The organism is Acinetobacter sp. FDAARGOS_559 (assembly GCF_003940475.1).
Lineage (GTDB): Bacteria > Pseudomonadota > Gammaproteobacteria > Pseudomonadales > Moraxellaceae > Acinetobacter > Acinetobacter baumannii.
The window spans coordinates 1,493,248-1,506,913 of the sequence record NZ_RKJG01000005.1; the positions used below are offsets into that span (position 1 = coordinate 1,493,248).

A 13,666-nucleotide genomic window follows, 5' to 3' on the forward strand; every position below is an offset into this window, starting at 1 on the left:
GGGTTACCTCAGCAACCCTCTAATTTTCTATAATTTCAAGCAGTCTTTTGACCTTGTTTTAACGGCATCAAATTTAGATCCAATACAATATCGTTTTGTCGGCTTGAATCTATCTGATATTCGGTATTTTTAATTGAATCTACAAATCTCCACTCAGAATGAACTTGCACCTGATCTAGAGTAACCAACAAATATCCTCGTTGATTTAAATTACAATAAACCAATTCATCAATTAATGTAGTAAATGCAAATTCAAACTGTTGAAGCCGAGCCAGTGGAATACTTAAATATTTTTCCAAACCTGGAGACGATACAGAGCTAGTCGCTAATTCAACTCCAACATATTTCCCTTTCTGGCTATATAAATAAGATGCCCATGCATTATGTGTATCCCCGGCTAACACAATGATCTTTTTATTAAACTCTGCCAATTTATCGTACACAAACTCTCGCTCAGCATAGTAACCATCCCAAGCATCGAGATTATATGGCGCAACCGTCATAATTCTTGCTTTTTCTTGGGCTGTTAATGTCGGATCATTTTGTTGTAAACGAAGTTTTAAAGCGACCAACTCGGTAATTTGTGCATTCATCTTAGCAAGCGCCTCAGGCGAAGTTCCTCCTGAAGTAATTTGCCCTAAAGACGCCAACAACTCAGCTGGAATCCACATTTTACTCATTAATACTTGCTGTCCTACTACATTCCATGTTGCTGTAGATTGCTTTAATTTATCGACCAACCAATCTCTTTGCGTATACCCCATCAAAGTACGCACCGGATTAGTTAAATCTGCCTGAAACTTAGCAATATCCAAGCCTGTAGCCGTCATGTAGTCTGTATATGCAAGCTGCTTATCACGCGCAATAATACGCGTATCTAGCATGGTTAACTGAACAAGAGAGCCAAAGTTAAACTGGCGATAAATATTTAAATGATCTGTACTAGAAACTGGACGAATTGGCATCCATTCAAAATAGGCCTGTAGGGCAGCTAATTTACGGTCCGAAAAGGCCCCTTCATTACTTTGATGGTTTTCCGCCCCCTCACGCCAAGCATCATTTGCCAACTCATGGTCATCCCAAATCACAATAAAAGGATGGCGCTGATGAACTGCTTGCAAATCTTTATCTTGATGATAAAGCGCATAACGTTTGCGGTAATCATCTAATTTAATAATTTCTTTATTATTATCGGCAGGTAAATTACGGCCTAACTTGGTTGCATCTTCTGTCGCATAGCCATCTGCCCCATATTCATAAATATAGTCACCCAAGTGAATAATGACATCAACATTCTGTTTTGCCATTTCACGATAAACATAAAAGTAACCCGCAGGATAGTTAGAACAAGAACATACTGCAAAGCTCACTTTATTGGTGGATGTTGGTAATGTTTTCGTCTGCCCAACCGGTGAAACTTTATTACCAAATTTAAAACGGTAGTAGTACACCGTATCTGCTTGTAACCCAGCTGCATCGACTTTCACTGTAAAGTCATCAGCCTTGCTTGTTTCAACCATTCCCGTCTTTAAATTTTGTTTAAACTGATTATCGGTTGAAATTTCCCATACAACTTTTAAGCGCACCCCAGAGTCTGTCGGTGTTACTCGTGTCCACAAAATAACTTTATCTTGTAGTGGGTCCCCGCTTGCCACACCATGAAGAAAATCTGCTTGTATTTCTGGGCTTTCATCATCTGAGCCATCATTACAACCTGTAAAAGCAACAGGTATAGATAAAGCCCCAAAACCGAGTAGACTTTTTTGAATTAATTCTCGGCGTGAAATTTTCTCTGACATAAAATTACCTAAGTTTTAAGCAATGAGTGTCTTAAACTTAAGTAGAGAAGATGAACAACTGATCTCAGTTTGATGAACAAATCATGACATAAATTGGTTAATTTATATAAATACTGATAAGAACTGATTGAAAATAAAGCAAACTCTCTGTTTTTCTCTTGCCAATCGCGCACTTGTCCTCTATTATTGCGCACATGCCCGGGTGGTGAAATAGGTAGACACAGGGGATTTAAAATCCCCCGCCCTCAAAGCGTGCCGGTTCGAGTCCGGCCCCGGGCACCATTTTCAACTATTGAATTTGGTGCCATAAAGAATCCAGCGTAAGCTGGTTTTTTTACGCCTGATGAAAATAATACCATGATCAGAATATTAATATTTATATCCGCTCTACTCTTTTTTATACCCTTTGCAAATGCCGAAGATATATTTAACGGTACAATCTTGTTCAAAAATAATGATTGGCACTTTGTACGCTGCTCTATTACTCAAGATGACTATCTAATTGAAGCTCCTCAAGAGATATTTACTCAATTTAAAGAGCTACAGCAGCAACAAAAAAACTATTGGGTCAGCGTATTGGCAGAAGTAAATGAACAGCAGAATGGAAATTTAATTTTAAAAATTGAGAAAATAGACGAAGTTCATTTAGGCGAGACATGTCATTTATTAGAAGCTCTCAAAAATTCTGAAAATCGAGAGTAATCACCACTCTCGATTCATTACCAACTCTTCCATTTCCAGATCTAAATATCCTGCATCTTGTACCACCATCATCATTGCCTCAGCAATATAATCAGCAGCACTATCATCAAGCGATGAATCTAGATCTTCGAACTGTGGCTTCATTTCATTAATTTCATTTACAGTTTGATGAGCATATCGATAGATATCTTGCTCAGCTAAAGCAGGTTTTTGAACTTTTTTAGCAAATTGCTCAATAAGCTGCTTGAGTTCAGCGACCAAAATATCTGGATAATATTCATCATCAAACATTGGGAGAAGTAAGTCTTCAAACATACAAAAGTTTACACAACAGCAAAAACTTGCCGCTTATAACATATTTTCGTAAAAATCACGAGATATTTACCCGACTCACCCATCCACTCTACTTTAATGAGCACTGAGCAAGTCCAATTTTATAATGTCATTATTTAGGCTTGCTGTATCGCTTTCCAAACTAAAATTGCTTCATGCATTTCCTTTACATCATGTGCTCTTACAATGGATGCTCCCTGCTGAATACTAAGCAAATGCCCAGTTACACTTCCCACAGCACGTTGATCTGCAGGAGCGCCTTGTAAAGCTTCACCTATGAAACGTTTACGAGAAAGGCCAGATAAAATTGGATAACCAAGTTCATTAAGTTTCCAAAATTCCTTTAATAGTTTTAAATTTTGCTGAGCATTTTTCGCAAAGCCAAATCCAGGATCAACAATAATATTGTGCTTTTTTACCCCAGCAGCCAAAGCCTCATCAATACGCTGTTGCAGCTCTTGCATCACATCGAGTGTTACATCAGTGTACTGATCCAACTGATTCATTGTCGTTGGTTCACCGCGCATATGCATAATTACTACAGGTATATCTAATTCTACGGCAGTTTTTAAAGCATTGGAACGTGTTAAGGCACGGACATCATTCCAGATATGTGCCCCTGCTGCTTTTGCTGCGCGAATAACTTCTGGCTGACTTGTGTCGATCGACAAAATAACGTTATGGTGAGATAAAGCTTCAACGACAGGTACCACACGACGCACTTCTTCCTCTACTGCAACTTCTGAAGCACCAGGTCGGGTAGACTCCCCCCCAATATCAATAATAGTCGCGCCTTGCTCAATCATACTAAGTGCATGGTCAACCGCTTGGTCTAATTGGTTATGTTTGCCACCATCACTGAAAGAATCAGGAGTGACATTTAAGATACCCATAACATGGGGCTGAGATAAATCTAATTGAAGCTGTCCACACTGTAAAATCTGCTTTGGTAAAGATATTAACTGCATAAAAAGCTCCGGTTCAAAATCAGCGGCTATTTTAGCAAGTAAGCTTTACATGCTGTCGATTTCTTTTCAGCTTTATCCAAAGTTAAGACAAATAAAAAAGCCACATGACTGTGGCTTTTTTATTAATTAACTTAATTCATCGCTGGTAATGGCGGCGGAGTAGATGGACCATCTTTTGGTGGCTCAAACGCAGATACCGGATTTTCAGCAATATAAACTTTAGGTGGTTGAGGTTCGCGGCCTTCCATGATGTCACGGATTTGGTCACGATCAATAGTTTCCCATTCCATCAACGCTTTAACCATTGCATGGGCGATATCTTTATTATTTTCCAAGATATCACGAGCAACTTTATATTGTTCATCTAAAATACGGCGTACTTCCTGATCAACTTGTTGTTGAGTCGCTTCAGAAATCGTACGGCTACCTACGTTACCGAAGAATCCATTTTGATTTTCATCTTCGTAAACCATCACACCCATTTTGTCAGACATACCGTACTTCGTTACCATCGCACGAGCCATTTTTGTAGCACGTTCGAAGTCATTTGAAGCACCAGTCGATTGTTGCTGAATGAAGACTTCTTCAGCAATACGTCCACCAAACAAAATTGCAATTTCATTTAGCATTTTGTCTTTATAGTGGCTAATCTGATCTTGTTCAGGTAACTGCCAAGTTACACCTAAAGCCCAACCACGCGGCATAATTGTTACCTTATGCACAGGGTCAGTGCCCGGTAAAATCTCAGCAACAATTGCATGTCCAGCTTCATGGTAAGCAGTTGCACGACGCTCTTCTTCACGTAGAACCATTGATTTACGTTCAGGACCCATATAGATCTTGTCTTTTGCATCTTCAAAGTCATGCATATCGACAGTGTTCTTATTACGGCGAGCAGCAAACAAAGCAGCTTCATTTACAAGGTTTGCCAACTGAGCACCAGAGAAACCAGGCGTACCACGAGATAAAACTTTAACATCTACACCAGTAACTGAAGGCAATTTTTTCAAATGTACATTTAGAATTTGTTCACGACCACGAATGTCAGGTAAACCAACCATAACTTGACGGTCGAAACGGCCTGGACGTAATAATGCTTTATCCAATACATCAACACGGTTAGTCGCAGCAATAACGATTACGCCTTCATTACCTTCAAAACCGTCCATCTCTACGAGCATTTGGTTTAAGGTTTGCTCACGTTCATCATGACCACCACCTGTACCTGAACCACGGTGACGACCTACTGCGTCAATCTCATCAATAAAGATGATACATGGCGCATGACGTTTTGCTTGTTCAAACATATCACGGACACGGGACGCACCCACACCCACAAACATCTCAACAAAGTCAGAACCAGAAATGCTAAAGAATGGAACTTTTGCTTCACCAGCAATTGCTTTGGCTAATAACGTTTTACCAGTACCTGGAGGACCAACCATAAGCACGCCACGTGGAATAGTAGCGCCCAAGCGTTTGAATTTTGCAGGATCCTTTAAGAAATCTACAATTTCCACAACTTCTTGTTTCGCTTCATCACAACCGGCAACGTCAGCAAAAGTCACTTTGATTTGGTCTTCAGAAAGCATTTTTGCCTTCGACTTACCAAAACTCATCGGACCATTTTTGCCGCCTGCACCACCACCCATGTTACGCATAAAGAACATGAATAACAAAATGATTAACAGTACAGGGAAACTAGCAATGAGAAGTTGCATCAAAATGCCTTGACGTTGTGGTGCTGTGCCCTCTACAACAACATTTTGCTTGTTTAAGCTTGGCATAAGTTCAGTGTCTTCAACTTGCGGACGAACAGTTTCAAACTGAGATCCGTTAGTTTTTTCACCACTAATATTTAAACCGTCAATCGTGACTTGCTTAATTTGGCCAGCATTCACCGCTGCAACAAAATCTGAATATTTCATTGCAGTTGGCTTATTGCGGTCACTGATATTACTGAAAATTAAAATCAGAACACCAAGTATTATTAGCCACAATACGGCATTCTTGAAGTAATCGCTCAAAGCTTTATTCCCATATCAATCTAATTTGATCATGCCCAAACTTGGCCGATCGTCTTAAAAACAGCAATTGTCTTGCTTGCGGATAACCTAAAAGATACAAAATGCACAATTTTTAGGAGCTTGGCAAGTAAACTTTATTGCAATGCTTTCTTACGCCCTTGTCCAACCAAAAAAACTTCTTTAGATCGTGCCCGAGAAGCTGCTGGTTTTGCTGTTTTTAACACATCAAAACTATCAACGACTTGTTTACGAAACTCATCAAATCCTGCGCCTTGGAACACTTTAACAACAAACTGTCCATTTGGACCCAAGACTTTCTGAGCAAAGTCTAAAGCAAGTTCACACAAATAAATCTGTCGAGGTTGATCAACAGCCCTATTACCTGATGTATTGGGGGCCATATCAGAAATTACAATGTCTACTTGTCTTCCGTTTAAAATATTTAACAATTTTTCAAATACAGCTTCTTCTCTGAAGTCGCCTTGTAAGAAAGTGACATCTGGCAAAGCATCCATAGGTAAAATATCGGAAGCAATAACCAATCCTTTACTACCAACGAGTTTCCCAGCGATTTGTGACCAACTCCCAGGAGCTGCTCCCAAGTCCACCACTGTCATGCCTGGCTTGATCAACTTATATTTTTCTTGAATTTCAAGAAGTTTATACGCTGCTCGTGCACGATATCCTTCCTTTTGTGCTTTTTTTACAAAAGGATCGTCTAGATGTTCCCTCATCCACGCACGACTACTTTTAGACAATTTTTGGTTGGTGATGCGTGTTGCCATAACTCACTAAATATCAAAAAAACTTCTGATTGCTCATTGTACGTGAAAATTACTCTCATTACAGTACGGATGTAACGTAATCTCAATAACTTTTACAGTTTTTTTTCAATAATGTTGATCGATTATTTATACAGTTTTTCGTACATTTGATTTTAAGTTTTTTGCTATACTAAGTCGTTTTTAAAATCAGGTATTTTTAATGGCCGCTTTATCTATTCATGAACGTAAACGTTTACGTCAAATTGGTCATGTGCTTAATCCGGTTGTCATGATTGGTGGACAAGGCTTAACAGACGCTGTTATTGAAGAAACGCTTCGTGCTTTAAACGATCATGAACTCATCAAGGTAAAAATTGCTGGTGAAGACCGTGAAGCTCGTGCCGCAGTAATTGATGCGATTGTAGAAGCAACTGGTGCTGAAGCTGTCCAGAAAATTGGTAAAATTGTTTTACTCTATAAAAAAGCAGCTAAGCAAAATCAACATTTATCTAACCTCGTTCGTCACGCACACTTAGCAAACTAACTTATTGACTACTTATGGCAAGTTACGAACTTTCAGCTTTTGATCGTTTTCATGCTGTTTCTGTTGTTGGCGCAATTGAACAGCAAGCCCCATATACATTAAATGTGGGTTTTTGGATTCGTGATCCAAACCAACTGATTATCTGGCCCCAAGAAGTCGCCGCTCATCCTCGTCAGGACTTTTTGTGGGAAGAGACTTGTTTTGAAATTTTCATTGGCGTGGATGATGAAGATTTCTACCGGGAAATTAATCTTTCCCCTTCTCAAGCATGGCAGACTTACCAGTTTGAAGAATATCGCTATCCGGAAAGCATGCCTCCCCTCGTTGCTTACGATATCGAATTGAATCATCTCAAACGTACCCACTATGGGTTAAATGTAAGTCTTGACTTAAGCCAGTTTATGCAACAGCACCGCTTAAAATGGGCAAACCTTTATCTAGGTTTGACTGCTGTTTTAAAAACAAAAGATGGTATGCAGTACTATGCAATGCAGCATAGTGGAAAACATGCTGATTTTCACAATAAACGTGATTGGCTGCATGAGTTTTAAAAAACAAAAAAGCGAGAAATTAATTCTCGCTTTTTTATTAACTTTTAATGCTAATTCTTTAGTGGTCTCTTGCTTTGTTCCAAGCTTCAACCGCATTATTTTTAGTACGTTTTAAGCTTTCAGTTAAAGAGTCTTTATGTTTTAAAGAAATTTGGCTAATGTCACCTTTAAGTTCTTTAGTCACTTTGGTTAGATCTTCAATTAATGCATTGATTTCAGCTTTTAAAGTATTTTTTAATTCATTCAATCCTTCTTGTGAAGTATTGAACTGAGCTTTAATCACATCAAGACGCTGTAAAATATCTTGTTTAATCTGAGCAAATTGATTGTGAATGTTCTGATTCAATTCTTGTGTTTCAGCTTCAATCTTTTCTTCGGTCTCATTAATTACAGCTTTTACTTGCTCTTGTGTTTCTGCAATAGCTTCTTTAACTTGCGAAGTCGCTTCGTGAGCCACTTCTTTGACCTGTTCTGTTTTTTCAGCTACAACTTCTTTTACCTGTGTAGCTTTAGTGCTAACCGCTTTTTTAGCTCGAGTCGTCGTTTTGGCTACGATCTCTTTAGCTTCAGCTACTTCTGTTTTTACAGTCTCTGCTACTGATGAAGTATTCTCAGCTATGTCTTTTGAAACTTGGTTATCGCTCATGCTATTTCCTCGTATTGTTTATTTTTTAGCTAACATTACAATAAGAGGAATTAGACAATTTCAGCAGCCAGATTGTCAGACAATTTGCTAAAAGTATCAATTTCAGACAAGTGGATGAATTTTTTTGCTAAAAGCAAGCAATGAATTAAATTTTTTAATAGAAAATAAATAGACTTTTTAAGGTTCCATGCGTATAATGCGCTGTTAAGTTACAAGCGAGCAGACCAGTGAGGAGGGGCATGTTTTTTTAGAACATCGCCTATCTTTTTTAGGTCTACTCGCTTTTTTACAGCCGAAATTCAGGAGCTTTGGTTTGAGCACCCCCGCCATTTTAGCCCTCGCAGATGGAACGATCTTTAAAGGAACGTCAATCGGCGCAACGGGAAGTACGACTGGAGAAGTCGTTTTTAACACAGCCATGACAGGCTATCAAGAAATTTTGACTGACCCAAGTTATGCACAACAAATTGTGACATTAACTTACCCTCATATTGGTAACACTGGTTGCAACGAAGAAGACGTTGAATCTGGTCGTATCCATAAAGTATGGGCGAATGGTTTAATTATTCGTGACCTTCCACTATTACACAGCAACTTCCGTTCTGAGCAATCATTAAGTGAATATTTGCAAGCGCACAATGTTGTCGCAATTGCTGATATTGACACACGTAAACTTACTCGTATTTTACGTGATAAAGGTGCACAAAATGGTTGCATCCTTGCCGGCGAAAATATTACTGAAGAAGAAGCAATTGCTAAAGCTCGCGCTTTTGGTGGTTTAAATGGTTTAGACCTCGCAAAAGAGTGCTGTGATCCGACAGGCTTTGAATGGTCTGAAGGTTCATGGGTATTAGGTAAAGGCTTTACTCAACCTGAGTTAAAATACCATGTGGTTGCATACGATTATGGTGTCAAAACCAACATCTTGCGTATGCTTGCAGACCGCGGTTGTAAACTCACTGTTGTCCCTGCTGAAACTCCGGCTGAAAAAGTATTAGCACTTAATCCGGATGGCGTATTCCTTTCAAACGGCCCTGGCGACCCAGCTGCTTGTGATTACGCTATCGAAGCTGTAAAAACTATTGTTGAAACCACAACATTACCTGTATTTGGTATCTGTTTAGGACACCAAATCTTGGCACTCGCTTCTGGTGCAAAAACTGTAAAAATGAATCATGGTCACCACGGTGCGAACCACCCTGTACAAAATCTTGAAGATGGTACAGTGATGATTACATCTCAAAACCATGGTTTTGCTGTAGATGCAGAAACATTACCGGCTAACTTAAAAGCAACGCATAAATCATTGTTCGATGGCACTCTACAAGGGATTCATCGTACAGACAAACCAGCTTTCAGCTTCCAAGGTCACCCTGAAGCAAGCCCAGGTCCACATGATTGTGCACCTTTGTTCGATCATTTCATCGAACTTATTGAAGCATCTAAACAGTAATTAAGGAGCGAATAATGCCTAAACGTACGGATATTAAAAGCATCTTAATTATTGGTGCTGGTCCAATTGTCATTGGTCAAGCTTGTGAGTTTGACTATTCTGGTGCTCAAGCATGTAAAGCACTTCGTGAAGAAGGCTATCGTGTTATTTTGGTTAACTCTAACCCAGCAACCATTATGACTGACCCTTCAATGGCTGATGCAACTTATATTGAGCCAATTACTTGGCAAACTGTTGCTCAAATCATTGAAAAAGAGCGCCCAGATGCAGTTCTCCCTACTATGGGTGGACAAACTGCACTTAACTGCGCACTTGCACTTGATGAAAATGGTGTATTAGAAAAATACGGCGTAGAACTTATTGGTGCAACTAAAGAAGCAATTGAAAAAGCTGAAGACCGTAAATTGTTTGATGAGGCAATGCGCAAAATCGGCTTGGAATGCCCAAAAGCTGCCATTGCTGAAACAATGGAAGAAGCATTGGAAATTCAATCTCGTTTTGGTTTCCCAGTAATTATCCGTCCGTCATTCACTATGGGTGGTTCAGGCGGTGGTATTGCATATAACCGCGAAGAATTCCTTGAGATTTGTGAACGTGGTTTCGACCTCTCTCCTACTCACCAATTATTGATCGACGAATCTTTAATTGGCTGGAAAGAATACGAAATGGAAGTTGTTCGTGACAAAAACGACAACTGTATTATCGTATGTGCGATCGAAAACTTCGACCCAATGGGCGTTCACACAGGTGACTCAATCACTGTAGCACCGGCTCAAACCTTAACTGACAAAGAATATCAATTGATGCGTAATGCTTCAGTTGCAGTTCTTCGTGAAATTGGTGTTGAGACAGGTGGTTCTAACGTTCAGTTCGGTATTAACCCGAAAGACGGCCGTATGGTTGTGATCGAGATGAACCCACGTGTATCTCGTTCTTCTGCGCTTGCGTCTAAAGCAACTGGCTTCCCAATTGCAAAAATCGCAGCCAAACTTGCTGTTGGTTACACCCTTGATGAATTGAAAAATGACATCACTGGTGGCGTAACTCCTGCAAGCTTTGAACCATCAATTGACTACGTTGTAACAAAGATTCCTCGTTTTAACTTCGAGAAATTCCCACAAGCAGAACCTGTATTAACCACTCAGATGAAATCTGTTGGTGAAGTCATGGCTATTGGTCGTAACTTCCAGGAATCTGTACAAAAAGCATTACGTGGTCTTGAAGTTGGCGTAAGCGGTTTCGATGAGAAAATCGAAGCTGGTGCAACAAATGTAAAAGAAACTATTCTAAAAGAGCTTAAAGTTCCGGGACCTGAACGTATTTGGTACGTAGCAGATGCATTCCGTCACGGCTTCTCTTTAGATGATGTATTTGAAGCAACTAAAATTGACCGTTGGTTCTTGATCCAAATTCAAGATATTGTCAACACAGAAGCTCAAGTAAAAACTTTAGGTTTTGGTGATCTCACTGCTGAAAATATCCGTTCGTTCAAACGTAAAGGTTTATCTGACCTTCGTATTGCGAACCTCATGGGTATTTCTCAAAAGCAATTCCGTAAGCAACGTTGGAACTTGGGTGTTTACCCTGTTTACAAACGTGTTGATACATGTGCTGCCGAGTTTGAATCTGGTACAGCATATATGTACTCCACTTACGATGAAGAGTGTGAAGCTAACCCATCAAATCGTGACAAGATCATGGTTATTGGTGGTGGTCCAAACCGTATTGGTCAAGGTATCGAATTTGACTACTGCTGTGTACACGCTGCTTTAGCAATGCGTGAAGACGGTTATGAAACAATCATGGTAAACTGTAACCCTGAAACTGTTTCTACCGACTATGACACATCTGATCGTCTATACTTCGAACCTGTAACACTTGAAGACGTTCTTGAAATCGTACGTACAGAGAAGCCTAAAGGCGTAATCGTACAATACGGTGGTCAGACTCCACTGAAATTGGCACGTGCTTTAGAAGAAGCTGGTACTCCAATTATCGGTACATCTCCAGATGCAATTGACCGTGCAGAAGACCGTGAACGTTTCCAACAAATGATTCAACGTTTACAGCTTCGTCAACCAAACAACAGCATTGTAAAATCTGCTGAAGAAGGTATCTCTGAAGCTGCGAAAGTTGGCTATCCATTAGTTGTTCGCCCATCTTATGTATTAGGTGGCCGTGCAATGGAAATCGTCTATAACGAAGATGAGCTTAAACGTTATCTTCGTGAAGCAGTACAGGCTTCTAATGAAGCACCTGTTCTTCTTGACCATTTCCTTGATGATGCAACTGAAGTTGATGTTGACTGCGTATCTGACGGTAAAGATGTCGTGATTGGCGGTATTATGCAACACATCGAACAAGCAGGTATTCACTCAGGTGACTCTGCATGTTCTATCCCTCCTTACTCTCTTTCTAAAGAGATTCAGGATGAGATGCGTCGTCAAACAATTGCGATGGCAAAAGAACTTGGTGTAGTTGGTTTAATGAACGTTCAGTTCGCAGTGAAAGGCAACGATATTTACGTTCTGGAAGTAAACCCACGTGCATCACGTACTGTTCCATTCGTATCGAAATGTATTGGTGAATCTTTAGCAAAAGTAGCTGCTCGTTGTATGGCGGGTCAATCACTTGAGTCTCAAGGTTTTACTAAAGAAATTATTCCAAATCGTTTCGCAGTAAAAGAAGCGGTATTCCCATTTGCAAAATTCCCTGGCGTAGACCCAATGCTTGGTCCTGAGATGAAATCTACAGGTGAAGTAATGGGTGTTGGTCAAACCTTTGGTGAAGCATTCTATAAGGCTGTTTTAGGCTCAAATGACCGCTTACCAGGCTTGCCAACTGAAGGTGAAGTAAAGCATGCTTTCTTATCTGTTCGTGAGTCAGACAAGAAATACATCGCTGATATTGCTAAGAAATTAGTTGAATATGGCTTCAAACTTGTAGCAACAGGTGGAACATATCAGGTACTTAAAGAAGCAGGTTTAGAATGTGAATCTGTAAATAAAGTAACTGAAGGCCGTCCACATATTGTTGACCGCTTGAAAAATGGTGAAATACACCTTATTGTCAATACTACTGAAGGCAAACAAGCTCAATATGACTCTGCAATGATTCGTCGTGCTGCCCTACAAGGCAAAGTGTATTACACAACGACTATCAATGGCGCAGAAGCGGTTTGCCAAGCCTTTGCTGTGAAATTGCCAATGGATGTATACCGCTTGCAAGATTTAACTGTAGGTTAATTTTTTCCGATAAGTCCCGCCACCTTATCGGTGGCGGGATTTTTTCATTTTTTTAACTGTGTTTTCTCAACTTAAGAGGGACCGAAATGCAACGTTATCCAATGACCCCTGAAGGTAAAATCGCCTTAGAGAAAGAATTACAACATCTGAAAACTGTTGAACGTCCACGTATTACTCAAGCGATTGCTGAAGCACGTGAACATGGGGACTTAAAAGAAAATGCAGAATATCATGCTGCTCGTGAACAGCAAGGTTTCTGCGAAGGCCGTATCCAAGATATCGAAGGAAAATTGGGTGCTGCACAAGTCATCGATGTTAAAGACTTAGAACAAAACGGTCGTGTTGTATTCGGTGTTACGGTAACGATTGAAAACCTTGATACTGAAGAACGCAAGACTTATAAGATTGTTGGTGATGACGAAGCTGATTTTAAAATCAATAAAATTTCAGTAAATTCGCCAATTGCACGTGGCCTTTTGGGTAAAAATGAAGGTGATGAAGTAAAAATTACCACCCCTCAAGGCGAAGTGGAATACGAAGTTGTAAGTGTAGAATATCTCTAAGGTAATACACTTGAACCCCTCTTCATGAGGGGTTTTTATTTAATATGTTTTGGCTCATTTTTCTTTGGATA

At 39.8% G+C, this 13,666-nt stretch carries 12 protein-coding genes and 1 tRNA gene; 7 read left to right on the forward strand and 6 right to left on the reverse strand.

Annotation, left to right across the window (positions count from 1 at the left end):
* Positions 1-35 precede the first annotated feature (35 nt).
* The gene (locus EGS71_RS08615) at positions 36-1,799 is read right to left on the reverse strand and encodes an alkaline phosphatase D family protein (protein ID WP_001290922.1); all 1,764 of its coding nucleotides are present in this window, start codon (positions 1,797-1,799) and stop codon (positions 36-38) included.
* A gap of 196 nt (positions 1,800-1,995) precedes the next feature.
* Between EGS71_RS08615 and EGS71_RS08620 the strand changes: the two genes are divergently transcribed.
* Positions 1,996-2,081, forward strand: a tRNA-Leu gene (locus EGS71_RS08620).
* A gap of 75 nt (positions 2,082-2,156) precedes the next feature.
* On the forward strand, positions 2,157-2,501 hold the full coding sequence (locus tag EGS71_RS08625; protein WP_000619320.1) for a hypothetical protein: 345 nt from the start codon (positions 2,157-2,159) through the stop codon (positions 2,499-2,501).
* Here EGS71_RS08625 and EGS71_RS08630 read toward each other — a convergent pair whose 3' ends face one another.
* The 4 genes from EGS71_RS08630 to rlmE all read right to left on the reverse strand — a co-directional run bounded on the left by EGS71_RS08630 (position 2,502) and on the right by rlmE (position 6,614).
* Entirely contained in the window at positions 2,502-2,816 is a 315-nt protein-coding gene (locus EGS71_RS08630; RefSeq protein ID WP_000461267.1) for a DUF5713 family protein, read from the reverse strand.
* Positions 2,817-2,950: 134 nt separating this feature from the next.
* Positions 2,951-3,802, reverse strand: a complete 852-nt coding sequence (folP, locus tag EGS71_RS08635) for a dihydropteroate synthase (RefSeq protein WP_001176032.1) — start codon at positions 3,800-3,802, stop codon at positions 2,951-2,953.
* Between the two features lie 131 nt (positions 3,803-3,933).
* Positions 3,934-5,829 (reverse strand): ATP-dependent zinc metalloprotease FtsH, encoded by a 1,896-nt coding sequence (ftsH, locus tag EGS71_RS08640; protein ID WP_001286662.1) that lies wholly within the window; start codon positions 5,827-5,829, stop codon positions 3,934-3,936.
* 134 nt (positions 5,830-5,963) lie between these two features.
* Positions 5,964-6,614, reverse strand: a complete 651-nt coding sequence (gene rlmE, locus EGS71_RS08645) for a 23S rRNA (uridine(2552)-2'-O)-methyltransferase RlmE (protein ID WP_000235573.1) — start codon at positions 6,612-6,614, stop codon at positions 5,964-5,966.
* 199 nt (positions 6,615-6,813) lie between these two features.
* Between rlmE and yhbY the strand changes: the two genes are divergently transcribed.
* The gene (yhbY, locus tag EGS71_RS08650; RefSeq protein ID WP_000729551.1) at positions 6,814-7,137 is read left to right on the forward strand and encodes a ribosome assembly RNA-binding protein YhbY; all 324 of its coding nucleotides are present in this window, start codon (positions 6,814-6,816) and stop codon (positions 7,135-7,137) included.
* A gap of 14 nt (positions 7,138-7,151) precedes the next feature.
* Positions 7,152-7,688 carry a DOMON-like domain-containing protein gene (locus EGS71_RS08655; protein ID WP_000179356.1) on the forward strand — a complete coding sequence of 179 codons (537 nt, stop codon included), beginning with the start codon at positions 7,152-7,154 and terminating at the stop codon, positions 7,686-7,688.
* Positions 7,689-7,746: 58 nt separating this feature from the next.
* Here EGS71_RS08655 and EGS71_RS08660 read toward each other — a convergent pair whose 3' ends face one another.
* Positions 7,747-8,334 carry a hypothetical protein gene (locus EGS71_RS08660; protein ID WP_001282885.1) on the reverse strand — a complete coding sequence of 196 codons (588 nt, stop codon included), beginning with the start codon at positions 8,332-8,334 and terminating at the stop codon, positions 7,747-7,749.
* A gap of 313 nt (positions 8,335-8,647) precedes the next feature.
* On the opposite strand from EGS71_RS08660, the gene carA reads away from it, so the two are divergent.
* From carA to greA, 3 genes are all read left to right on the forward strand, one after another.
* Entirely contained in the window at positions 8,648-9,787 is a 1,140-nt protein-coding gene (gene carA, locus EGS71_RS08665; RefSeq protein ID WP_000106446.1) for a glutamine-hydrolyzing carbamoyl-phosphate synthase small subunit, read from the forward strand.
* A 14-nt stretch (positions 9,788-9,801) separates the two neighbouring features.
* A complete protein-coding gene (gene carB / locus EGS71_RS08670; protein ID WP_001126293.1) occupies positions 9,802-13,032 on the forward strand; it encodes a carbamoyl-phosphate synthase large subunit in 3,231 nt (1,076 codons plus the stop codon).
* 86 nt (positions 13,033-13,118) lie between these two features.
* The gene (gene greA, locus EGS71_RS08675; protein ID WP_001190204.1) at positions 13,119-13,595 is read left to right on the forward strand and encodes a transcription elongation factor GreA; all 477 of its coding nucleotides are present in this window, start codon (positions 13,119-13,121) and stop codon (positions 13,593-13,595) included.
* Positions 13,596-13,666: the final 71 nt, after the last annotated feature.

Excerpts from the sequence above, each read along its gene's own strand:
- folP (WP_001176032.1), bottom strand. The coding sequence starts at position 3,802 with ATGCAGTTAATATCTTTACCAAAGCAGATTTTACAGTGTGGACAGCTT.
- EGS71_RS08660 (WP_001282885.1), bottom strand. The coding sequence starts at position 8,334 with ATGAGCGATAACCAAGTTTCAAAAGACATAGCTGAGAATACTTCATCA.
- EGS71_RS08655 (WP_000179356.1), top strand. The coding sequence starts at position 7,152 with ATGGCAAGTTACGAACTTTCAGCTTTTGATCGTTTTCATGCTGTTTCT.
- EGS71_RS08630 (WP_000461267.1), bottom strand. The coding sequence starts at position 2,816 with ATGTTTGAAGACTTACTTCTCCCAATGTTTGATGATGAATATTATCCA.
- carB (WP_001126293.1), top strand. The coding sequence starts at position 9,802 with ATGCCTAAACGTACGGATATTAAAAGCATCTTAATTATTGGTGCTGGT.
- rlmE (WP_000235573.1), bottom strand. The coding sequence starts at position 6,614 with ATGGCAACACGCATCACCAACCAAAAATTGTCTAAAAGTAGTCGTGCG.
- yhbY (WP_000729551.1), top strand. The coding sequence starts at position 6,814 with ATGGCCGCTTTATCTATTCATGAACGTAAACGTTTACGTCAAATTGGT.
- EGS71_RS08615 (WP_001290922.1), bottom strand. The coding sequence starts at position 1,799 with ATGTCAGAGAAAATTTCACGCCGAGAATTAATTCAAAAAAGTCTACTC.
- EGS71_RS08625 (WP_000619320.1), top strand. The coding sequence starts at position 2,157 with ATGATCAGAATATTAATATTTATATCCGCTCTACTCTTTTTTATACCC.
- greA (WP_001190204.1), top strand. The coding sequence starts at position 13,119 with ATGCAACGTTATCCAATGACCCCTGAAGGTAAAATCGCCTTAGAGAAA.